Genomic DNA, 21,097 nt, shown 5'->3' with positions numbered 1-21,097 from the left:
CCCGAAGGACCGAAGATCGATACTACATCGGCTACTTTTTCCTGACCGGCGCGAGGATGTCGAACGGCAGATCGTTCTTCTGCTCCGACGGCGTGCGCGCATAGGTCTCGGTATCGGCCGTGGCCGGGACACCGAATTCCTCACGCGCGTAGGCCGCGGCCTGCTTGGCCGGCTGGATGTTGAGCGTCTTCAGCAATTCCCCGGTTGCGGCCAGCAGCCGGTATTCCGCGAACAGCGACGCGTAGGACGACGTGTCGGCCAGCGTCGCGGTGTTGAAGCGCGTGTTCTGGGCATCGAGCACGTCGAGCAGCGAGCGCTGCCCGACCTTGAACTGCTCGCGATAGGAGGCGACCAGCTTTTCATTGGTGGCTGCCTGCTGGCGCAGTGTCTTTGCCAGCTCCGCCTGGCGGAAGCGGCGGTCCCATGAGGTCCGGACGGCTTCCTCGATCTCGCGCAGCACCTGGTGCAGCGCAAGGCGCTGCTCGCTGGTGCGGCGAATCTGTTCCTGTTCGTTGGCCTTGTCGATGCCGCCGCGATAGAGGTTCCAGCGCAGCACCACGCGGGCCTGCAGATCGCTTGCGTCGCCATTGTCGCCGTCGATGTCATACCCGCCCCGGGCAACGCCCTCGGCGGTAATCGTCGGGCCGTATTTCGCCCGCGCCGCGTCGACCAGCGAAGCGGCGGCGTCGATGTCGCTGTTGGCCATATGGACGCGTGGATTGTTCTGCCTGGCGAGCCCGATCGCATCGTCCAGCGACCGCGGCAGGGCGGCTGCGACATCGGCGGGCCGCGACGCGTTGGTCAGCGGCTTGCCGACATTCTTGAAGAAGCGGATCTTGGCCGCCTCGAGTTCTTCGGTCGCTTCCTGCATCCGCGCCTTGGCGGCATAAAGGCGTTCCTCGGCCTGCTGCCGGTCGGCATCGTTGAGCGCGCCGCCTGCGATGCCTTGCCTGATATCGCTGAGGATGGACTGATGGAAGCCGAGATTCTTCTTGGCTTCGACCACGATCGAAGCCTGCAGCATGTATTCCAGATAATCCTGGACGACGGCGAGCCCGATGAACTCGGACCGTTCCAGAACCCTGAAGGACGCTCCATCGACCCGCGAGGCCTGGCGGTTCAGTTCCGCCCGCCTTGCGCCGCTGTCATAAAGCGTCTGCGAGACGGTGAGGTCTGCCTCGTTCGGATAGAGAGCTTTGTGATCCTCATCGAGCGCGCGCCGCGTGTCGTTGTCCAGGCGGCGAACGCCGGTCGATGCTTCCAGGTCGACGCTGGGAAGGTAAAGGCCTTTGGCCTGTCGCAGCTCGAATTCGATCGCTTCGCGGTTTTCGATCGCCTGTCCAATCTCCGGATTGGACTCCACGGCGACGGCGACAGCTTCTTTGAGTGTGAGTGCGCTGGCGCTACCACAAGCCAACATTGACACCGTGACAGCAAGCGCAACGCGCCAGCCGACGGTAATTTTACCCGTCCTGCTCATTTCTACCCCGTGACTATCCCCGCGCCATTATTTTTTTATTGGCGCTTATTTGCCCAAGCCTGCCACCGGACCTTTCAGCCAGTATCTATCAGATTTTTTGGGGCCGTGAGCATATAATGGATTAGACACCCGCTAAAATTGCGATTTCCGGCATTAGGGTTAAAGCCTGTAGCAAAAATAGCACAGAAACCGGGCGCGCTCGTCGGGACTCTCCCAGTTCAAAGCGCGCAGCGATGGTTATGGTCTGAAAGAAACGGCGAATCGTACGGCGGCCATGCACAAGCTCCTGCGAAATCTGCTGCGGCCTTGCAAAGCATGCGCAAGAAATCGTCATTTCAGCCTGGTTTGATTGGCAAACGCGGATCGTTCCCTGTATTGCCGGCCGGAGCAAAAAGCCGTGGATTTTGTTGCATGACCAATATCGCCCTGACCGGGCTTGCCCGCGATCTTGCCCGACGCGCCGCCGAGGGCAGGCCGGTGCGCATCGGCGTCATCGGCTCCGGCGAGATGGGAACCGATCTGGTGACGCAGGGCATGCTGATGCCGGGTATTTCGATCGCGGCCATCTCGACGCGCCGCCCGCACACTGCCCGTGAGGCGATCCGCATCGCCTTTGGCGACGAGGCGATGGCGGTAGAGGCCGAAACCGCTTCCATGATTACCCGGGCGATCGAGAGCGGCAGGATCGCCATCACCTCGAACGAGATGCTGGTCACCAACCCGCTGATCGACGTCGTCATCGACGCTACCGGAAAACCTGGCGTCGCCGCCGATTTCGACCTGATGGCGATGGAGCATGGCAAGCATCTGGTGATGATGAACGTCGAGGCCGACGTGACCATCGGCTGCTACCTGAAGCAGCAGGCAGACCGGCTGGGTGTCGCCTATTCGGTCGGCGCGGGCGACGAGCCGTCAAGCTGCATGGAGCTGATCGAATTCGCCTCGGCGCTTGGGCTAGGCATCGTCGCGGCCGGCAAGGGCAAGAACAATCCGCTCAACCACGACGCGGTTCCCGACGACTACCGGGAAGAGGCGGCGCGCCGCAACATGAACCCGCGCATGCTGGTCGAATTCGTCGACGGCTCGAAGACCATGGTCGAGATGTGCGCCATTGCCAACGCCACCGGCCTGGTTCCGGATGTTCAAGGCATGCACGGCCCCAGGGCCGATCGCGATCAGCTGGCCAAGGTGCTGATCCCGAAAGAGCATGGCGGCCTCCTGTCGAGGAAAGGCGTCGTCGACTACACGATCGGCAAGGGCGTGGCGCCCGGCGTCTTCGTCATCGTCGAGGCGATGCACCCGCGCGTCGTCGAACGCATGGACGATCTCCATGTCGGCACGGGCCCTTATTACGGGCTGTTCCGGCCCTATCACCTGACTTCGCTGGAGGTGCCGCTCACCGCCGCCCGCATCATGCTCTACGGCAAGCCCGATATGGTGCCTCTGCCGAGGCCGGTGGCGGAAGTCTGCGCGGTCGCCAAGCGCGACCTTGCCGCCGGGGAGACCCTGGATGCGATCGGCGAGACTTGTTACCGCTCCTGGACCATGACCGTCGGCGATGCCCGCGCCGTCCGCGCCGTTCCGGTCGGCTTGCTCGAAGGCGGCAAGGTGCTGAAGCCGGTGAACAAGGGCGAGTTGTTGACTGAGGACAATGCCGTGCCGGACCGGACAACGAGGCTCTACGCCCTGCGCCGGCTTCAGGATGACATGCTCTACGGAACGAAGGTTACTTCCCCAGCTCTATCGACCTGAGCCGCGCGGCTTCCACGGCTTCGGTGACGAGCTTCGTCAGGCGGTCGCCGCCCATCAGCACTGCAAGCGCCGCAGCGGTCGTGCCGTTGGGGCTGGTCACCTGCTGGCGCAGCACGCCCGGCTCGTCTTCGCTTTCGGCGGCGAGCGAGGCGGCGCCGAAGACGGTCTGCATGGCAAGCAGCTTGGCGGTTTCGGCGGGAAGGCCGGCCTTCTCGGCCGCGACCGTCAGCGCCTCGATGAAGTGGAAGATATAGGCCGGGCCGGAGCCGGAGACGGCCGTCACGGCGTCCATGAGGCCCTCGTCGTCGATCGTCGTCACGACGCCGCTCGCCGAAAGCAGCTCAAGGACGAAGCGGCGGACGTCGTCGGAGACCGGCGGGTTGGAGAAAACGACCATCATGCCTTTGCCGATCGCCGCCGGCGTGTTCGGCATGCAGCGGATGACCGGCGCGAGCTCGCCCAGGATTTCCTCGAAAGTGCCGACCGGCGTGCCGGCGGCGATGGAGAGAAAGCTGGTCCTGCCGTCGCCGAAGCGCTTGTACTGCGCCGTCACCTCGCGGATCACCTGCGGCTTTACCGCGATGACAACGAGATCGGGCACGGCATCGGCCGGAATGCCGGCGGCGTCGGCGGCGGCACCGCAGCCCAGATGTTCGGCGCGCCGGCGCAGTTCGGCATTGGGCTCGACCACGAACACCGCTTGCGGCTCGAGCTTGGCGGATTTCAGCCAGCCCGAGAGCATGGCGTAACCCATATTGCCGCAACCGGCGAGAATGAGCCTGATCGTCATGAAAACCTCCGAGAAGGCTCTCCTTAGACGGTTGCGCCGCAGTGGAAAAGAGCAGTCGGCGGGAGATCGATCGGCCAGGATTAGTTTGAAAGGCGAACCGGGATCGGCCGCAGCGAGACTTGTCTCAAGCCGAGTACGCCGAGCACGAAGAACAGCCAGACGGGATCGCCGCGGTGGAAGAAGAAGCGGTCCGATCGACAGCACCAGGAGCTTGTCGAATTCCACCTGAAGGTAGAACAGCACTTCGGATCCGGCGACATAGATGGAATCGGCGAGCCGCCTGAAATAGAGCTCGGCGCGCAGCCGCAGCCGCTGGCGCGGATAGAAGAAGACGAAGGCGACGACGAGCGAGGCGGCATTGGTGCCGATGTAGAACAGCGACCAGGATGGTGGCGGTGCGGTAGAGCGCCGAGATGAAGCCGAAGGCCAGGATGCGCGACAGCATGATGCCGGCGGCCGAGGCGGTCGCGAACATGCCGAATTCGGCGATGGAAAGCGTGTTGGCCAAAGCGATGAAATAGGCGAGCGAAAACACCAGCCGACCGCCGGCGCCGCTGATCGCCGAGAAATAATCGAATACCAGTTTCCGGCGGGTGGCCACGAAGTGGCCGATCCGCGCGAAGCTCCGCCTCTGCGGCATGTCGCTGGCCTGGGTCATATCCGGGGCGATAGATAGGCTGCAAAGTTTAACGCGGCGTTCTGGCGGCCGTCCCGGCGGCCTGAAATGCGGTGAACAAGGGCGAAAACTGTGCCCGCCGAGGCGCAAAATTAACCGTTTGTTTCCTATGCCTGTTTAGCGTGGCTTAACGATTGGCCGATCCGCGCGCCCAAGCCGCCAGAGAGCAAGTTCCAGGACAATGGTCGACAGGGATAACCGTGATGACTGGAGGCGCGAGCGTTCTCTGCTCGCGCTCGGCCAAGCGATGCGTGGCGACGACAAGACGGTTTCGATCGGCGACCGGGCCAATTCCTCTTGGCGCGAGGACGCCGCCGCGCGCCATCGCGCCGCGCGTTCCGAGCGCGAAGAAAAGTTGAATCCGCGCCCCGCCGAAATCGGCGGATTTGACCACGATCAGGCGGATCCCGTCGAAACAGGCGACGACCGGGCCGCGTCACTAGGGCAGGGCTACGGGGGCACTGCGGGAGGCCACCAGCCGCAGGCCGCTCCCGAACCTCGTCATGTAGGCCGACCACCCGCTGCCGACGAATCCCAGGAATGGAAACCGCTGATCGACCCGGTGCAGGTGATTGGCGGCATCGCTCGCTCCAAAGCGCTGATCCTGTCCTCCACCATCCTGGGCGCCGCCCTTGGCATAGCCCTCGCGCTATCGACGCCGAAGAAATACGAAGCTACGACCGAACTAACCATCGAGCCGGGCGACCTGAAACTTGCCGAACGCGATCTCACCCAATCGGTGGGTGAGCCCGACGCGGCATTGGCCGTTGTCGAAACCCGCATCAAGATGGTCACATCAGGCAAGGTTCTTGACGAGGTCGTCAAGGAGCTCAACCTCGTCAACGACCCGGAATTCAACGGTCAGGGGTCTGGCGGCCTCGGCGTCACGTCGTTCCTGCGCTCGATGATTTCGCGGGATGACCAGCCGGCCGGCAGCGACGAGATTCGTCGCCAGGCGCTGGCCGTCGGCAATCTGGCCGACAGCCTGTCGGTCGAGCGCACCGGCAAGACTTTTGTCATCTCCATCAGCGCCACCACGCGCAATGGCGAGAAATCGGCAGAGATAGCTAACACGACGAGAGACGTCTTCCAGCGGGAGATCGGCAACTACCAGTCAGAAATGGCCGGACGTGCGACGAGCGCGCTGACGTCGAAGCTCGATGAGCTGCGCAAGGGCGTCGAGACGGCCGAACGCAACGTGGAGGATTTCAGGGCGACGCACGACCTTGTCGACGCGCAGGGCCACCTGATCAGCGACGACCAGATGCTGAAGCTCAACGAGCAGCTTTCCGTTGCCCGCGCCCGCACGCTCGAGCTGAACGCCCGCGCCGCCTCGGCGCGCTCGCTGAACGTCAACTCGGTCCTCAGCGGCACGTTGCCGGAAGAGATCAACTCCAACATGATGAGCGAGCTGCGCTCGCAATATGCGTCCCTGAAGCAGGAAGCCGACCGCGCCGCGATCAAGTTCGGGCCGCGTCATCCTGAGCTGCAGGCGCTAAACGCCCAGCTTGCCGGCGCGCGCGAACGCATCACCGCGGAGCTGCAGCGCATCGCGTCCTCGCTGCAGGTCGACCTGAAGCGCTCCGTTCAGCTCGAGCAGGACTTGTCCTCGCGCCTGGCCCAGGCCAAGGTGCAGAGTGGCGATGTGAACAACAATCTTGTTTCGCTGCGCGAGCTGGAACGCGAAGCCGCCGCCAAGCGCTCGGTCTATGAGCAGTATTTGCTGCGCGCCAAGGAAACCGGCGAGCAAAAGAACGTCAATTCGGCCAACATCAACGTGCTTTCGCCGGCTCAACCGCCGCTGGAGGCCAAGGGGCCGTCGCGTGTCGTGATGGCCTTGGCGGGGCTGTTCGCCGGCCTGTTTGCCGGCATCGGCCTCGGCGCGCTGCGCGGCATCCTTGCCAGCCTGCGCGAGACGGCCAATGCACGCTCGCGTCGCGGGAGTGAAGACCGTCCTTCTGCGCTTGAGAGCAATTCCAATCGGGCCGCCCCACCGGCGCCGCCACCACTCGCCTCGCCGCCGGCTTCGCCTGTCGCTCCGCCGCCACCTCCGGCTTTTACACCAGCACCGGCTCCGCCTTTCATGCCGCCTCCGGCTTCATCCTTCACGCCATCGCCAGCAGCGTCCTTCACACCGTCGCCTGCTTCACCGCCGGTTCCACCACCGGTGTCGACGACTGCACCGGCTCCGGTCAAATCCGTCACGCCGCCGCCGGAACCGGCCAACGATGCCGGCCGTCCCGGGCTTTTCGGCTCGCTTGCCTCGGCGGTTCGCTATTTCGTGCGGCGCGAGCCGGCTGAAACGGTCGATATGGACTCTGTCCCGCCTGAAAGCGCCTGGCGGGCGCCCACCCTGGAAGAACGCTATCCCCGGGCTCAACCATCGGCGCGGGAGAATTTCCGGCCGCCATACGAGCAGGGCTATTCCTATTCGTACCGGCCGGACCACGGCCGGACCGATCCCTACGACGATCATTATTCGGCATCGGCGGCGTCCTATCATCCCCGGTCGCCGGCCGCCGGCGAGGCCGACCAGCCCCCCGCCGACCAGTCCCCCGCCGGCCAGCAAGGCGAGATCGAGGAGATCCGCGCCAGCCTTCGCGAATTCCGCGAGGCGGTGCGCGAGCTGACCGAAAGCCGCACGCGCCGCCGCTATTTCTGAACTATCCGTATTTCTGGACGGCTCGCGGTTCGATAAAAGCAGCCGGTTTCGGGTTTACGGCATCCGACGACGCTTTGACGGGATTGCCTTGTCGAATTTTCGTGAAAATGCCGCGCTGCATTTCGGCCGCAAGCGTCTCCCTTTGGCGGATCGACAATGCCGATCGAGGAAATGGGGCCGTGCATCGACGCGGCCTCGAAGCGAAGCTGAGGGTTAGTGATGGCCGAAGTGATTGATGGAAAGCGTGTCGCCGAGGACGTGGTTTCGAAGGTCAAAGCTCTGACCGCGGAGCTGTCGACCAAAGGAGCCACCAAGCCCGGCCTTGCGGTGGTGATCGTCGGCGAGGATCCGGCAAGCCAGGTCTATGTCGCCTCGAAATCGCGCACCGCCAAGGAATGCGGCTTCCATTCGCTTCAGCATACGCTGCCGGCCGACACCACCGAGGAACAGTTGCTGACGATCATCGGCGACCTCAACGCCGATAAGTCGATCCACGGCATCCTCGTGCAACTGCCGCTTCCCGGTCATATCGACGCCGGCAAGGTGATCCAGACGATCGCACCGGAAAAGGATGTCGACGGCTTCCACTTCATCAATGTCGGCAAGCTCGGCACCGGCGAGCTCGACACGGCCTTCGTGCCCTGCACGCCGGCGGGCTCCATGCTGTTGATCGAGCGGGTGCGCGGCAAGGATCTCTCCGGCCTCAACGCCGTCGTCGTCGGCCGCTCCAACATCGTCGGCAAGCCGATGGCCAACCTGCTGCTCGCCGCCAACTGCACGGTCACAATTGCCCACAGCCGTACCAGGGACCTGCCGGCGCTGGCTCGCACCGCTGATATCCTGGTCGCTGCGGTCGGCCGTCCGGAAATGGTCAAGGGCGATTGGGTCAAGTCCGGCGCGACCGTCATCGACGTCGGCATCAACCGCATCCCCGCGCCCGAAAAGGGCGAAGGCAAGAGCCGCCTGGTCGGCGACGTCGCCTATGCCGAAGCGGCCAAGCTCGCGGGTGCGATCACGCCGGTGCCGGGCGGCGTCGGACCGATGACCATTGCCATGCTGATGGCGAACACTGTAGCTTCCGCCTACCTTGCGGCCGGGTTGAAGCGGCCGTCCTTCTGATTTGAGAAAGCCTCGGCATTGCCGAACCTGACCGCTCCCCAGCATTTTGCAGCCAAGTGGAACCACTTGGCGCTGCACAAATGCGGCTGAAATAAAGGGACAGAGCGGGATGCCCCACTCGAACCAGTCGCATCCCGTTCTCGAGCGGCCGATCACGAGCGATCCCGTTCAGGGCGGCCGCCAGTTCGGCTTCCTCTTGGTCGACAAATTCTCGATGTTCTCCCTGGCGGCCGCCATCGACTGCTTCCGCTCGGCGAACCGACTGCTCGGCCGCGATTTCTATGGCTGGACGACGATCTCGGCCGACGGCGACGCGGTCATGGCCTCGAACGGCCTGCCGTTGAAGATCGACTATTCGGTCGCCGACATGCCGCCGGTCGACATCCTGTTCGTTTCGGTCGGCCTCTCCATCGAATTTCCCGGCAAGAGCAAGGTTCTGGCGGCGCTGCGCAGCTGGGGCCGGCGCGGCAATGCGCTCGGCGCCCTGTCGGTCGGCTCTTATCTCCTGGCCGAAGCCGGGCAGCTCGACGGCTATCGCTGCACCATCCATTGGGAGAACCGCGCCGGCTTCATGGAGCGTTTCCCCGACATCAACTGCACCGGCAATGTCTTCGAGATCGACCGCAAGCGTTACACCTGTGCCGGCGGCACCACCTCGATCGACCTGATGCTGGAGATCGTGCGCGGCGATTTCGGCTCCAACCTCGCCAACGGCGTCGCCAACCAGTTCCAGCACGAGCGCATACGCTCGGCCGGCGACCGCCAGCGCGTCGGCCCCGAACGGGACCTCACCGGCAAGTCGGAGAAGCTGAGGCGCATCGTCGAGTTGATGGCCGATCATCTCGACGAACCGCTGTCGGCGGTGCAGCTCGCCAAGTCGGCGGGGCTGTCGGTGCGCCAGGTCGAGCGCCTGTTCCTGCGCCATTTGAGCGTCACCCCCGGCCGCTACTATATGCGGCTGCGGCTCGAACGCGCGCGCGAATTGCTGCGCCAGACCAACATGCCGATACTCGACGTGGCGATCGCCACCGGCTTCACCTCGCACTCCTATTTCGCGCAGAGTTACCGGCTGCAGTTCGGCCGTCCGCCATCGGAAGAGCGGCGCACCACTTATTGAGTGACTCGCCGGCCTTCGGACTTGTCTCCGAATGCCGCCTCAAATAGCTTTCGCAACGCGGACGAGGGTTGCTCTCAGGAGATTTCCATGGCGGGACTGATACGGAGCGTCGCTGCGGCGCTCCTGCTTTTGTCGATGACCGGTTTCGGCTTTGCCGCCAACAAGGTCATCATCATCCTTGATGCATCAGGCTCGATGTGGGCCCAGATCGACGGCAAGCCGAAGCTGGAGATCGCGCGTGAATCGCTGCGCACGGTGCTTCAGTCGGTTCCGGCCGACGACGAGATCGGCTTCATGGCCTATGGCCATCGCACCAAGGGCAGTTGCGACGACATCGAGCTGATCGTGCCGCCGCAGGCCGGTTCAGCCAGCGCCATCTCGTCAGCAGCCGACAGCATGAAATTCCTCGGCAAGACGCCGCTCACGGCCGCCGTCAAGCAGGCGGCGGAAGCGCTCAAATACACCGAGGACAAGGCCACCGTCGTCCTCATCACCGACGGGCTCGAGACCTGCGGCGGCGATCCTTGCGCACTAGGCAAGGAGCTGAAGGAAAGCGGCGTCGACTTCACCGCCGATGTCGTCGGCTTCGGGCTGACCGCCGACGAAGGCAAGCAGATCGCCTGCCTCGCCGAAAACACCGGCGGCAAGTACATCCAGGCCTCCGACGAGAAGGCGCTGCAGGAAGCTCTGGTCGAGACCGTCGCGGCTCCCGCGCCGGCCCTTGCGCCAGCTCCCGAACCGGCGCCGGCACCCGAGCCCTCCAAGCCTGAATTCAACTTCACGCCAAGCGTGGTCATGGCCGAGGGCGGCGATCCGATTACCGACGGCAATGCCTGGGAGATCTACAAGGCGAAGTCCGACGGCACGCGCGGCGATCAGGTCATGACCGAATATGGCGTGCTCAGGACCAATCTCGAGCCGGGCGACTACATCGTCGTCGGCCGCGATGACGAGGCAAGGAGCGAGCAGAAGATCAAGATAGAGGCTGGCAAGACCTACAGCCCGCTGTTCACGCTGAACGCCGGCACTTTGGTCATACATCCGCATGCTAGCCAGGGCTCGGAGATCAGCGGCGAAGCGCGTGTTGACTTCGCCTACCCTGGCGGCAGCACCACGCACTATGGCGACGCCAAGGCGACCGTCCCCGCCGGCGAGCAGAAGGTGACGGTGCAGATCGGTGCCGGCATTGCGACGGAGACCGTCCAGCTTGCCGCCGGGCAGACCGTCGAGAAGGACATCGTCGTCGGCGTCGGTCATGCCGTGCTCAACGCCTACTACACCGCCGGCGGCGACAAGGCCGACAATTCCGGCATCGGCTTCGAGGTCGTCAAGGCGAAGAAGAAGATCGACGGCTCACGTGAAAGCGTGGAGCATTCCTACGGACCTGACAGCAAGTTCTGGCTGCCGCCGGACGACTATGTCGCGCTCACCACGCTCGATCTTGCCGTCGTCGAGCAGCCCTTCAGCATCAAGGCCGGCGACAATCAGGACATCAAGGTCGCGCTCGATGCCGGCGTGCTGGCGATGTCGGCACCCGGCGCCTATTCGATCGAGGTGTTGTCGTCGAAGAAGGACATCGAAGGCAAACGCAAGTCGCTGGGCCTGACCTACGGTGACAGTTGGCAACAGGCGATCCCCGCCGGCGACTATGTGGTCGTGCGCCACATGTCCGCTGAAGGCCAGGAGAAGGAATTGCCGGTGACGATCAAGGCCGGCGAGCGCACCGAGATCATTGTGCAGTAGTGACCGCAATGGAATCCGACATTCCAGTCCCTGTTGCGTGAGCATTCCGCTAATATTGCTGTCGCGGAATGCCACTTGGCTGTGCCGGTCAGGCAGCGTCCGAGACCCGCACTTCGACGTGAAGCCCTGCCGCGACTGCCATATTGACGAGGGTGTCGAGGGCGAACAAGTTGATCTTCCCGCGCAGGAGATCGGACACGCGCGGTTGGGTTACGCCAAGCCGGCGCGCAGCCTCGGCCTGCGTCCAGCCCTTTGCTCGAATATGCCGCTCCAGCGCCATCATCAGCGTGGAGCGGAGCTTCATGTTTTCTGCTTCGGCGGGAGTGTCTTCGATGGCATCCCACACACTTGCAAAAGTTTCGTTGCTCATTGGCCTAGCTCCTTGATGAGATCGCCGTAGCGCTTCGCGGCCAAATCCAAATCTGTTTTGCTGGTCTTCTGCGTCTTCTTCTGGAAGCAATGCAGTACGTAGATCGCGTCGGCAAATTTGGCGGTATAGATGACGCGAAATGCGCCGGTCTCATCCCTAATTCTGATTTCCAATACGCCCTTGCCGACCGTTGTCATAGGCTTCCAGTCGGTCGGAAGTTGCTCGTTCTGCACCTTGTCGAGCTGGTAGCCTGCTTCACGCCGCGCCGAGTTTGGAAAGGCGCGCAGATCACTGAGGGCGCTGCCCTGGAATTTAAGCATCTTCACGCCGGCAACTATACAGAATTTTGTATAGTCAGTGCAAGTTGCTTTTCACACAGACCGAGAGATCAGGCATTTCCAAACGCGGCGGCGCCATGATCGGCCCGCCCGACCAGTTGTCGGAAGCCCGCGAACAGCTCTCGGCCGAAGCCGAACTCGTTGCCGATGAGGTCGGCGTCGGCCGTGCGGCGCAGCGCGAATTCCGTCCCCGGCACCAGCACTTCCAGCGTGCCGGCATCGGCGTCTAGCCGGATGACATCGCCGTCATGGATCCTGGCGATCGGTCCGTCCTCGACCGCTTCCGGCGTCACATGGATCGCTGCCGGCACCTTGCCGGAGGCGCCCGACATGCGCCCGTCGGTCACCAGCGCGACACGCTGGCCGCGATCCTGCAGGATGCCGAGCACGGTGGTCAGCTTGTGCAGTTCCGGCATGCCATTGGCCTTCGGCCCCTGGAAGCGGATCACAGCGACGAAGTCGCCGGTAAGCTGGCCGGCCTTGAAGGCGTCGTTGAGGCCCTGCTGGCTGTCGAACACCTTGGCCGGCGCCTCGATGACGCGACGTTCGGGCTTGACCGCAGAGGTCTTGATCACGGCATGGCCGAGATTGCCGGCCAGCACTTTCAAGCCACCCGTCGGCTGGAACGCTTTCTTGACCGGCGCCAGCACCTTCTCGTCGCCGCTGTTGAGCGGCGCCGCTTCGCGCACGACGCTGCCGTCATCGCCAAGCCTCGCCTCGACCGCGTAGGGCCGCAGGCCTTCGCCCCACACCGTCTGCACATCCTCGTGCAACAGGCCTTCGTCGAGCAATTCGCGGATCAGGAAGCCGAGCCCGCCTGCCGCGTGGAAGTGGTTCACGTCGGCAAGCCCGTTCGGGTAGACGCGCGCGAGCAGCGGCACGGCCTCCGACAGGTCGGAAATGTCCTGCCAGGTCAGCGCGATGCCGGCGGCGGCGGCCATCGCGATGAGGTGGATCGTATGGTTGGTCGAGCCGCCGGTGGCGTGCAGGCCGACGACGCCGTTGACGATCGAGCGTTCGTCGATCATGCGCCCGACCGGCGTATACGCATTGCCGAGCGCGGTGATCGCCAACGCCCGTTTGGCCGCTTCCCTGGTCAGCGCGTCGCGCAGCGGCGTGCCCGGATTGACGAAGGACGCGCCGGGCGTATGCAGGCCCATGATTTCCATCAGCATCTGGTTCGAATTGGCGGTGCCGTAGAAGGTGCAGGTGCCCGGCCCGTGATAGGATTTGGACTCCGCCTCAAGCAGTTCGGCGCGGCCGACCTTGCCTTCGGCATAAAGCTGGCGGATCCTGGCCTTCTCGTCATTCGCGAGACCGGTCGTCATCGGCCCGGCCGGAATGAAGACGGCCGGCAGATGCCCGAAGGTAAGCGCCGCGATCACCAGCCCGGGCACGATCTTGTCGCAGACGCCGAGGAAGACGGCCGCGTCGAACATGTTGTGCGACAGGCCGATCGCCGCCGCCATGGCGATCACGTCGCGTGAGAACAGCGACAGCTCCATGCCGGGCTGGCCTTGGGTGACGCCGTCGCACATCGCCGGCACGCCGCCGGCGACCTGGGCGATGCCGCCCGCTTCCCGCGCGGCTTCCTTGATCAGTGCCGGGAACGTCTCGAAGGGCTGATGCGCCGACAGCATGTCATTGTAGGAGGTGATGATGCCGAGGTTCGGCACGCGGTCGCCCCCGAGCGCGATCTTTTCGGATGGGCTGCACACGGCAAAACCGTGGGCGAGATTGCCGCAGCCCAGCACCGCGCGGTTGGCGGTGCGGCTGGAAGCCTCCGCGATACGGCCGAGATAGGCTTCGCGGCCGGCCCTCGAACGTTGGCGGATGCGTTCCGTGATGGTTTCGATGTCGCGTCTGGCTGTCATGGTCCGTCCTTTCGAGCCCGGCAACGTCCTCCCTCTGCCGCCGGGCTGTCCTCATCTGAAATCAGGGTGCCCAGAACACCTCTATCGGTCTAGGCGCCGCCTCGATCACTCTGCGGATGGGCTTCTTTGCGCCAGGACCCATCGCGCCGTTGAACGCGGCGCGCTTGTCCTCGCCTTCGATGTGGAGCGCAACGAAGCCGGCGGCGACGATGCGCGCCATCGACAGCGTGAGCCGCGGCTCGCCCCCGCTTGCCGCATGCACCGGCAGCACGATCCGCTGTGAGGCCGGGTCGAGCAATTCCTCGAGATTGCCGGCATCCGGGAAGAAGGATGCCGTATGGCCGTCGCCGCCCATGCCGAGGATCACCACGTCGAGCGGCCAGGGCAGCGCCCGCAGCGCTTCGCTGTCCATCGCCGCTGCATCCTCGATGCTCGCCGCCTCGTGGTAGAGCGGCACGAAGCGCGCCGCAGCGGCCTTGTTCTGGAGCAGGTTCGCCGCCACCAGCCCGGCATTCGAACGCGGCGAAAACGGCGGCACGAAGCGCTCGTCGACCAGCGTCACGGTGACCTTGTCCCAGGCGATGGGCGCGGTCGACAGCGTCGCGAACAATTTCGCCGGCGTGGTGCCGCCGGACACTGCGAGCAGCGCTGTGCCGCGTCCCGCAATGGCGCTGGTCAACCGGTCTGAGATCTCACCGGCAAGCGCCGTCGCCAGGTGCTGGCGGTCGGCAAAGCCGTTCCAGCCGTAGCGGGCTTCGCTCAGTTGCTCTCGTGCCATGTCCGTCCGTCACGTTCGATAAGAGCGATCGAGGCCGATGGCCCCCAGGTTCCGGCGGTATAGCCCTGAGCTTCCTGCCGGGCGCTTTCCCAGGCGTTCTGGATCGGGTCGATCCATTTCCATGCCGCCTCGACTTCGTCGCGGCGCATGAACAGCGTTTGGTTGCCGCGCACCACATCCATAATCAGTCGCTCATAGGCGTCCGGCGCACGGCCTTGGAAGGACTGCGCGAAGCTCATGTCGAGCGAGATCTGCCGCAGCCGCATGCCGCCCGGTCCCGGGTCCTTGATCATGATGAACTGCTTCACCCCCTCATCCGGCTGCAGGCGGATGACCAGCTGGTTGGGGAAGATCGGCCCGGCGCTGTCGCCGAAGATGGAATAGGGGATCGGCTTGAACTCGATGACGATTTCCGAGACGCGGGTGGCGAGCCGTTTGCCGGTCCTCAGATAGAAGGGAACGCCGGCCCAGCGCCAGTTGCCGATCTCCGCCTTCACGGCGACGAAGGTCTCGGTGTTGCTGTCCTTGCCGAGCTCCTCGACATAGCCCTTGACCGGCCCGCCGGCCGAAGCGCCGGCGCGATACTGACCGCGCACCGTGTGCTTCGGCGCCTCGTTGCCGTTGATGCGCTTCAGTGCCCTCAGCACCTTCAGTTTCTCGTCGCGCACCGCGTCGGCGTCCATCGACGACGGCGTTTCCATGGCCACCAGGCAGAGCAGCTGCAGGATGTGGTTCTGCACCATGTCGCGCAACGCGCCTGCCTTGTCGTAGTAGGTGACGCGATCCTCAAGACCAACGGTCTCGGCGACCGTGATCTGAACATGGTCGATCTGGGCGGAGTTCCACAACGGCTCGTAGAGCGCATTGGCAAAGCGCAGCGCCATCAGGTTCTGCACCGTTTCCTTGCCGAGATAGTGGTCGATGCGGAAGATCTGGCTTTCGTGGAAATCGTCACCGACAGCGTCATTGAGCGCCCGCGCCGAGGTGAGGTCGCGGCCGATCGGCTTTTCCAGCACGATGCGCGAGTTCGGCGTGATCAGCTTGTGCTCCTTGAGCTGGTGCGAAATGTCGCCGAACAGCGCCGGCGCCACCGCAAGGTAGAAGGCGCGGATGCGGTCGCTGTCGCCGATTGCTTTCTTCAGCTTGTCGAAGCCGGCGCCAGTGGTTGCGTCCGCCGACACGTAGGAGAGCCTTGCCAGGAATATCTCCAACTCCTTCGGATCGATATCGGCAGGCTTCACATGATCTGATATCGCCTTCTTGGCGAAGCCCTGGAATTCGGCATCGGTCATTTTGGCGCGCGAGGTGCCGATGATGCGCGTCGGCTCGGAGAACTGGTGGCCGCACTGGCGATAGTAGAGCGATGGCAGGAGCTTGCGTTCCGACAGGTCGCCGGTGCCGCCGAAGATGATGAAGTCGAATGGGTCGACAGGGATGATCTGGCTGGTCATGGTCAGTCCGATTTGATGCCGGGCGCCGGCAGCGTGGTTGGTATATTCTAATCGATTTAAATTTTCCAGTGCCATGGTGTCACATGCGAGGACCAATGGCTTGCACTTGCATCGGTCCACATGTTTCCGGACACTCACGCCGCCGGCAGGCCTGTCGGCAAGCCATGGCTTCCGGAAGCGTTCGCGGCTGCAGCATAGAACGCGAATGTGACGAAAGCTAAGGGAGATGTAGCCTGGCGCGCGACGTGCCGGGCGGCAGATGGAAAAGTCACGTCAAGCGACGGAATCCAAAGAGCGGGAAAACCATGCGTCTGGAAAACAAAGTCGCCGTCATCACCGGCGCAGCGTCGGGCTTCGGCGAAGGCATGGCCAAGCGCTTTGCCGAAGAGGGCGCGCGCGTGGTCGTCGCCGACCTCAACGCCAGGGGCGCCGAGCGGGTGGCCGAAGAAATCGGCGAGAGCGCCATCTGGACCCAGACGGACGTTTCCCTGCGCTCCGAATTCGACGAGATGATCGATGCCGCCAAGAGCGCCTTCGGTCGCATCGACATCATGGTCAACAATGCGGGCTTCACCCATCGCAACGGCGATATGCTCGGCGTCGATGAGGAAACCTTCGATCTGATCACCGCCGTCAACATGAAGGCGATCTACCACGCGGCGCTTGCCGTCGTGCCGATCATGGACCGCCAGGGCGGCGGCGTCATCCTGACCACGGCCTCCACGGCCGGGCTTCGGCCGCGGCCGGGCCTGACCTGGTACAACGCCTCCAAGGGCTGGGCGATCACCGCCACCAAGTCGATGGCTGTCGAGCTGGCGCCGAAGAACATCCGCGTCAACTGCCTCTGCCCGGTCGCCGGCGAGACCGGCATGCTGGAGAAGTTCATGGGCGCCGACACGCCTGAAATCCGCGAAAAGTTCCGCGCCTCGATCCCGCTCGGACGGCTCTCGACACCGCTCGACATCGCCAACGCGGCGCTGTGGCTGGCCTCGGATGAAGCCGCCTTCATCACCGGCGTGGCGCTGGAGGTCGATGGCGGGCGTTGTATCTGAGCCGCTCCTGGAAGCACATCGCGGTTTCCGCTCCTGGTTGCGGTGAACGAACGGATTGGCGCCGTCCGGCCGAGCTCCAGTTTGACTTGATGGTCCGCCGAAGGAATAACGGATCGGGGTAAGGGAACTGGCGGGTGGTTAAGCTCAGGCTGCGCGAAATTGGCAACGACCTCGGCTGGCGATTGCGTCGCTATCGGGCAGAGCGTGCGCGTGCGCGAAGCAAGGCGACCTTCATCGGCATAACCGGCAGCTCCGGCAAATCGACGGCAACGAGCTTGCTTGGTCATATCCTGGCCAGTCACGGCAAGGTCTATACCCAAGTTCTAGCCAACACGCTCAAGGCGCTTGTCCGCACGCTCTACAAGCGGATGAAACGTGCGGGCAAGGTCGACCATGTCGTCTTCGAAGCCGGCGCGTTTGAGCCCGGCTCAATCCGGTCGATGGCGCAGATGCTGAAGCCGGATGTAGCGGTCGTAACGATGGTCAGGCTGGAGCACGTCACTCAATTCCGGACCCTGGATGCTGTCGCCCAGGAAAAGAGAGCGCTGGTTGAGGCGTTGTCGCCGGGCGGACTCGCGATCTTGAACGCCGACGACCCGCATGTGCTTGATATGGCTTCGGGCGCAAGGTGCCGCGTGGCGACTTTCGGTCAGTCGGAAGCCGCGGACTACCGTGTAACGAACATCCATGCCGCCTATCCGGACCTGCTCAGATTTTCACTTCGCTGGCGCGGCGGCGACATAGACATGCAGACACGATTTCCTGGCGAGCACTTCTGGCTGCCGGCGGCCGCCGCCGCCGTCACGGCGCTGGAACTTGGTGTCCCGCCGGAGAAAATCGCCGCAAGGACAGCATCCTTCGAACCCCTGGCCAACCGCTGCGCGGTGCTGGTGACCGATCGGGGCCCACAGTTCATAGTCGATGCCGCCAAAGCGCCCTGGCATTCGCTGAACATTGCGTTCGAGATGATGGCCAAAGCCAAGGCCGTTCGCAAACGGATCGTCGTCGGACAGATTTCCGACTATACCGGTTCGTCGAGAAAATATGGCACTGCTTACGGTATCGCGCGCGACGTCGCCGACGAGGTCATCTATACCGGCGACAATGCCCACCGCTCACGCGCCAGCCAGGCCGATCGGGACAGTGGCCGTTTGATCGAGCTTCGCACCCCGAAGGAAGTCTCCGATCACATCAAGCAGACGGCTGTCCCCGGAGAACTGATCCTGCTGAAGAGCTCCGGCAATCTTCATCTGGAGAGGGTCGCGCTTGTCTGGACGCACGATGTCAGATGCTGGATACCAACGTGCGGCAAGAAGGAAGGGTGTTCCACTTGCGGCCTCTACGAAGTGCCGTTCGAGGAACACAAGTCCTTCCTGGCAAATCGCCGGCTTGCACGCAGAAGACGCCGTTTCGGATGGCTGCTTGGCCTCACGCGCCGGTCTTGATGTAGCTTTTGTAGACCCAGCCGTGCTTGCCGTTATAGACGATCTCGCACCATTTCTTACAATTCATCACCTGCACCGCTGCCTTGGCCGGCACCGTGGTGATTGCGGCGGCACCTTTCTTCGGGCCGGAGCGCATGGTCACGGCCCTCAAAACGCGCCCGTTTGCGGCCGCGCTGGCTTTTTGAGCTTTCGACTCAGGCTGCGCCGAGCTGTCCGTCGCTGCCGGCTGCGTATCTGGAACCTGCGGCTTGGCTTCGGGAATGGCGGCGGTTTGGGCGCCATCCATCGTGTCGCCCGGCTTCTTCGCTGCCGCTGCTGTCTCGCTGGCGGAACCGGCGACCTGCGACAGCGCGTTCGCGGCGTCGTTCTCGGCATCGGCCTCGGCAAAGGCGGTATCGGTCGACCGCGCGGGGGCCGCGCCGGCGGCCTGCTTGGATGGAGCTGGCTGGTTCTCGGCCGGGGCAGGTGGCGTCTTGGCGTCGGAAGCCGTCCAGCGGGGGTTGTTTGATGCCAGGGCCGGAATATTGGCTTCGCGGGCCGCCGTCGTGGGCGTTACCGCGTCCCCCTTGCGCGCGGCCTGCGGCGCCGTCGCCACGGTGACCGCCGCTGCCGCCGGAGCGACTTTCGTGGTCTTCACCGGAATCGCCGGAACGGCCTGCTCGGCACTCGCCGCGGCCACTTGCCGGTCGCTGCCCGGAAAGCATAGCCATAGCGCCACCGCGGCCACGCCGATCAGCGCGGCGGTGCCGACCGCTGCAATGACCAGATGCGCGTTCGACTGTACCTTCTGCCAGAAGGATGGCCGTACGTTATAGCCGAACTGCATTGTAAAGCGCTGCCGTTCCGGCGCGCCGAAACTGAAGGGCTCGTTCACTCAAACCACCTCCAACAAGCGGGCCGACGTTCTTTCGATCATTGCCGTAACGATCGGCTTCGATCAGCATCGGTCCCTAAATCACTGCGGACAAAGCCCGCGAAATCCCCGGATTTTCGCCCATGATCGCACCTTTTACTGCTGATTATGGCATGAGTGAGCCAAATTGCGAAATTCTGCGTGCCTGTTAAGGCTTCCACAACCTGCCGCGTGGAAGCCGCCGGCGTCGAATCGGCGGCTTCGGCTGGGCAGCCAGCTCTAAATCCTGTCACGCAACGCGAACCAATTCAGCGCCAGGAACAAGAGCGGCGCGCGCAAACGCCGGCCGCCTGGGAAGGCGGGGATTTTCAGATCCTCGATCAGTTTCAAGCGGTCGCGATTGCCGGCAACGGTCTCGGCATAGAGCTTGCCGAAGAAGTTCGACAGCATGACGCCGTGGCCGGAATAACCGCCTATCGAAATCACTTTCGGCATCACTTCGCGCACGAACGGCTTTCGCGGCACCGTGATGCCGACATAGCCGCCCCAACCATGCGTGATCTCGACATCCTTAAGGTCGGGGTAGAGTTCGGCGATCTGCCTTCGGATGTGAATATGGATGTCCTTCGGATCGTTGACGGCATAGATCTCGCGGCCGCCGAACAACAGCCGGCCGTCCTTCGACTTGCGGAAATAGCGCACCACGAAGCGGGAATCATCGACCGACTCGCCGCCCGGCAGCACCTTGGAAGTGGCGCCGAGCGGCACGGTCGCGCCGATGAAGGAACCGATCGGCATGATGTGCGCCGCACTCACCGGCTCCAGATTGCCGCCATAGGCATTGACCCCGACCAGGCATTTGTCGGCTGTGATCGTGCCCCTGGGCGTCGTGACCGTCACCTTGCCGCCATTGGAAACGATGCCGGTGGACGGCGTCTGCTCGAACAGATGCGCGCGGGCGGCGGCCGCCACTTTCGCCGTGCCGATCACTAGTTTCAGCGGGTGGATGTGCCCCGTGCCGGTGTCGCGCGTGCCGCCGAAATAACGTGTCGAGCCCAGCCTTTCCGCGGTTTCCGCCGCGTCCATGAAGCTTATATGCGGGTAGCCGAAGCGGCTCGCCATGATCTCGGCGTGGCGCCTGTAGTCGTCGACATAACGCCGCTTGTGCGCCACCGAAAGCTGACCCGGCATATAGTCGATGTCGATCGCGTTGGCGGCGGCGAAGTCCAGCAGATGCGCCTTGGCTTCTTCGGCCAGGTCGAACAGCGCCTTGGCGCGGGAAAGGCCGTATTCGGCTTCCAATTCCTCCGCCCAGGCGCGCTGGCCGGTGCCGAGCTGCCCGCCATTGCGCCCCGACGCGCCGTCGCCGAAGCGATAGGCATCGATCAGCACGACATCCGCGCCGGCCTTCGCCAAATGCGCGGCTGCCGACAAGCCAGTGAAGCCGCCGCCGATGATGACGACGTCGCAAATACGGTCGCCGTCGAGAGCCGGATATTCAGGCCGGGATCCGACCGTGTCCTCATACCAGGAACGGCCGGGGGAGATGGGGGATTGGTAGGACATGATGCTCGGGAGTAGGGGAGTAGGGGAGTAG

At 63.9% G+C, this 21,097-nt stretch carries 16 protein-coding genes and 1 pseudogene; 7 read left to right on the top strand and 10 right to left on the bottom strand.

Features of this window, described 5'->3' with window-relative positions; translation table 11 throughout:
- Positions 1–31: 31 nt before the first annotated feature.
- On the bottom strand, positions 32–1,420 hold the full coding sequence (locus LB535_RS28365) for a TolC family protein (RefSeq protein ID WP_224544394.1): 1,389 nt from the start codon (positions 1,418–1,420) through the stop codon (positions 32–34).
- A 471-nt stretch (positions 1,421–1,891) separates the two neighbouring features.
- On the opposite strand from LB535_RS28365, the gene LB535_RS28360 reads away from it, so the two are divergent.
- On the top strand, positions 1,892–3,232 hold the full coding sequence (locus tag LB535_RS28360; RefSeq protein WP_224634524.1) for an NAD(P)H-dependent oxidoreductase: 1,341 nt from the start codon (positions 1,892–1,894) through the stop codon (positions 3,230–3,232).
- On the opposite strand, the gene proC is transcribed toward LB535_RS28360, so the two are convergent.
- Both proC and LB535_RS28350 read right to left on the bottom strand, forming a co-directional pair.
- Positions 3,207–4,022 (bottom strand): pyrroline-5-carboxylate reductase, encoded by an 816-nt coding sequence (gene proC, locus LB535_RS28355; RefSeq protein WP_224634527.1) that lies wholly within the window; start codon positions 4,020–4,022, stop codon positions 3,207–3,209. The two genes, LB535_RS28360 and proC, sit on opposite strands and share 26 nt — an antisense overlap.
- Before the next feature lie 189 nt (positions 4,023–4,211).
- Positions 4,212–4,680: pseudogene (locus LB535_RS28350) on the bottom strand (lipopolysaccharide biosynthesis protein); the annotation flags it as partial.
- Between the two features lie 199 nt (positions 4,681–4,879).
- Here LB535_RS28350 and LB535_RS28345 point away from each other — a divergent pair.
- The 4 genes from LB535_RS28345 to LB535_RS28330 all read left to right on the top strand — a co-directional run bounded on the left by LB535_RS28345 (position 4,880) and on the right by LB535_RS28330 (position 11,339).
- The gene (locus LB535_RS28345) at positions 4,880–7,360 is read left to right on the top strand and encodes a GumC family protein (RefSeq protein ID WP_224634523.1); all 2,481 of its coding nucleotides are present in this window, start codon (positions 4,880–4,882) and stop codon (positions 7,358–7,360) included.
- 219 nt (positions 7,361–7,579) lie between these two features.
- A complete protein-coding gene (gene folD, locus LB535_RS28340) occupies positions 7,580–8,479 on the top strand; it encodes a bifunctional methylenetetrahydrofolate dehydrogenase/methenyltetrahydrofolate cyclohydrolase FolD (RefSeq protein ID WP_224634522.1) in 900 nt (299 codons plus the stop codon).
- A 109-nt stretch (positions 8,480–8,588) separates the two neighbouring features.
- A complete protein-coding gene (locus tag LB535_RS28335; RefSeq protein WP_095765643.1) occupies positions 8,589–9,596 on the top strand; it encodes a GlxA family transcriptional regulator in 1,008 nt (335 codons plus the stop codon).
- Positions 9,597–9,683: 87 nt separating this feature from the next.
- Positions 9,684–11,339 carry a vWA domain-containing protein gene (locus LB535_RS28330; protein ID WP_224634521.1) on the top strand — a complete coding sequence of 552 codons (1,656 nt, stop codon included), beginning with the start codon at positions 9,684–9,686 and terminating at the stop codon, positions 11,337–11,339.
- 88 nt (positions 11,340–11,427) lie between these two features.
- Here the strand turns inward: LB535_RS28330 and LB535_RS28325 are convergent, their stop codons facing one another.
- The 5 genes from LB535_RS28325 to zwf all read right to left on the bottom strand — a co-directional run bounded on the left by LB535_RS28325 (position 11,428) and on the right by zwf (position 16,150).
- The gene (locus LB535_RS28325) at positions 11,428–11,709 is read right to left on the bottom strand and encodes a helix-turn-helix domain-containing protein (protein ID WP_140544336.1); all 282 of its coding nucleotides are present in this window, start codon (positions 11,707–11,709) and stop codon (positions 11,428–11,430) included.
- Positions 11,706–12,035, bottom strand: a complete 330-nt coding sequence (locus tag LB535_RS28320) for a type II toxin-antitoxin system RelE/ParE family toxin (protein WP_210241706.1) — start codon at positions 12,033–12,035, stop codon at positions 11,706–11,708. Before LB535_RS28320 ends, LB535_RS28325 begins: the two co-directional genes overlap by 4 nt.
- Positions 12,036–12,097: 62 nt before the next feature.
- On the bottom strand, positions 12,098–13,921 hold the full coding sequence (edd, locus tag LB535_RS28315) for a phosphogluconate dehydratase (RefSeq protein ID WP_224634520.1): 1,824 nt from the start codon (positions 13,919–13,921) through the stop codon (positions 12,098–12,100).
- A 61-nt stretch (positions 13,922–13,982) separates the two neighbouring features.
- The gene (gene pgl, locus LB535_RS28310) at positions 13,983–14,699 is read right to left on the bottom strand and encodes a 6-phosphogluconolactonase (RefSeq protein ID WP_224634519.1); all 717 of its coding nucleotides are present in this window, start codon (positions 14,697–14,699) and stop codon (positions 13,983–13,985) included.
- Positions 14,681–16,150 (bottom strand): glucose-6-phosphate dehydrogenase, encoded by a 1,470-nt coding sequence (gene zwf, locus LB535_RS28305; RefSeq protein ID WP_095765640.1) that lies wholly within the window; start codon positions 16,148–16,150, stop codon positions 14,681–14,683. The genes pgl and zwf overlap by 19 nt, the downstream gene beginning before the upstream one ends.
- Positions 16,151–16,455: 305 nt before the next feature.
- Between zwf and LB535_RS28300 the strand changes: the two genes are divergently transcribed.
- Both LB535_RS28300 and LB535_RS28295 read left to right on the top strand, forming a co-directional pair.
- Positions 16,456–17,202: an SDR family oxidoreductase gene (locus LB535_RS28300; protein WP_224634518.1), complete on the top strand. Its 747-nt coding sequence runs from the start codon at positions 16,456–16,458 to the stop codon at positions 17,200–17,202.
- A gap of 134 nt (positions 17,203–17,336) precedes the next feature.
- Positions 17,337–18,647, top strand: coding sequence for a Mur ligase family protein (locus LB535_RS28295; RefSeq protein WP_224634517.1), 1,311 nt, complete (start codon positions 17,337–17,339; stop codon positions 18,645–18,647).
- Here LB535_RS28295 and LB535_RS28290 read toward each other — a convergent pair.
- Both LB535_RS28290 and LB535_RS28285 read right to left on the bottom strand, forming a co-directional pair.
- Positions 18,631–19,521: an SH3 domain-containing protein gene (locus tag LB535_RS28290; protein WP_224634516.1), complete on the bottom strand. Its 891-nt coding sequence runs from the start codon at positions 19,519–19,521 to the stop codon at positions 18,631–18,633. The genes LB535_RS28295 and LB535_RS28290 overlap by 17 nt on opposite strands.
- A gap of 258 nt (positions 19,522–19,779) precedes the next feature.
- Positions 19,780–21,066, bottom strand: a complete 1,287-nt coding sequence (locus LB535_RS28285; protein WP_224634515.1) for an NAD(P)/FAD-dependent oxidoreductase — start codon at positions 21,064–21,066, stop codon at positions 19,780–19,782.
- Positions 21,067–21,097: the final 31 nt, after the last annotated feature.

It is taken from the genome of Mesorhizobium sp. CA10, from assembly GCF_020165285.1.
Taxonomy (GTDB): Bacteria; Pseudomonadota; Alphaproteobacteria; order Rhizobiales; family Rhizobiaceae; genus Mesorhizobium.
This window is presented reverse-complemented; position numbering and strand designations above follow the sequence as displayed.

What these genes read in the sequence shown, in the direction of transcription:
- LB535_RS28365 (WP_224544394.1), bottom strand. Translation starts at nt 1,420, where the DNA reads ATGTTGGCTTGTGGTAGCGCCAGCGCACTCACACTCAAAGAAGCTGTC.
- LB535_RS28360 (WP_224634524.1), top strand. Translation starts at nt 1,892, where the DNA reads ATGACCAATATCGCCCTGACCGGGCTTGCCCGCGATCTTGCCCGACGC.
- proC (WP_224634527.1), bottom strand. Translation starts at nt 4,022, where the DNA reads ATGACGATCAGGCTCATTCTCGCCGGTTGCGGCAATATGGGTTACGCC.
- LB535_RS28345 (WP_224634523.1), top strand. Translation starts at nt 4,880, where the DNA reads ATGGTCGACAGGGATAACCGTGATGACTGGAGGCGCGAGCGTTCTCTG.
- folD (WP_224634522.1), top strand. Translation starts at nt 7,580, where the DNA reads ATGGCCGAAGTGATTGATGGAAAGCGTGTCGCCGAGGACGTGGTTTCG.
- LB535_RS28335 (WP_095765643.1), top strand. Translation starts at nt 8,589, where the DNA reads ATGCCCCACTCGAACCAGTCGCATCCCGTTCTCGAGCGGCCGATCACG.
- LB535_RS28330 (WP_224634521.1), top strand. Translation starts at nt 9,684, where the DNA reads ATGGCGGGACTGATACGGAGCGTCGCTGCGGCGCTCCTGCTTTTGTCG.
- LB535_RS28325 (WP_140544336.1), bottom strand. Translation starts at nt 11,709, where the DNA reads ATGAGCAACGAAACTTTTGCAAGTGTGTGGGATGCCATCGAAGACACT.
- edd (WP_224634520.1), bottom strand. Translation starts at nt 13,921, where the DNA reads ATGACAGCCAGACGCGACATCGAAACCATCACGGAACGCATCCGCCAA.
- pgl (WP_224634519.1), bottom strand. Translation starts at nt 14,699, where the DNA reads ATGGCACGAGAGCAACTGAGCGAAGCCCGCTACGGCTGGAACGGCTTT.
- zwf (WP_095765640.1), bottom strand. Translation starts at nt 16,150, where the DNA reads ATGACCAGCCAGATCATCCCTGTCGACCCATTCGACTTCATCATCTTC.
- LB535_RS28300 (WP_224634518.1), top strand. Translation starts at nt 16,456, where the DNA reads ATGCGTCTGGAAAACAAAGTCGCCGTCATCACCGGCGCAGCGTCGGGC.
- LB535_RS28285 (WP_224634515.1), bottom strand. Translation starts at nt 21,066, where the DNA reads ATGTCCTACCAATCCCCCATCTCCCCCGGCCGTTCCTGGTATGAGGAC.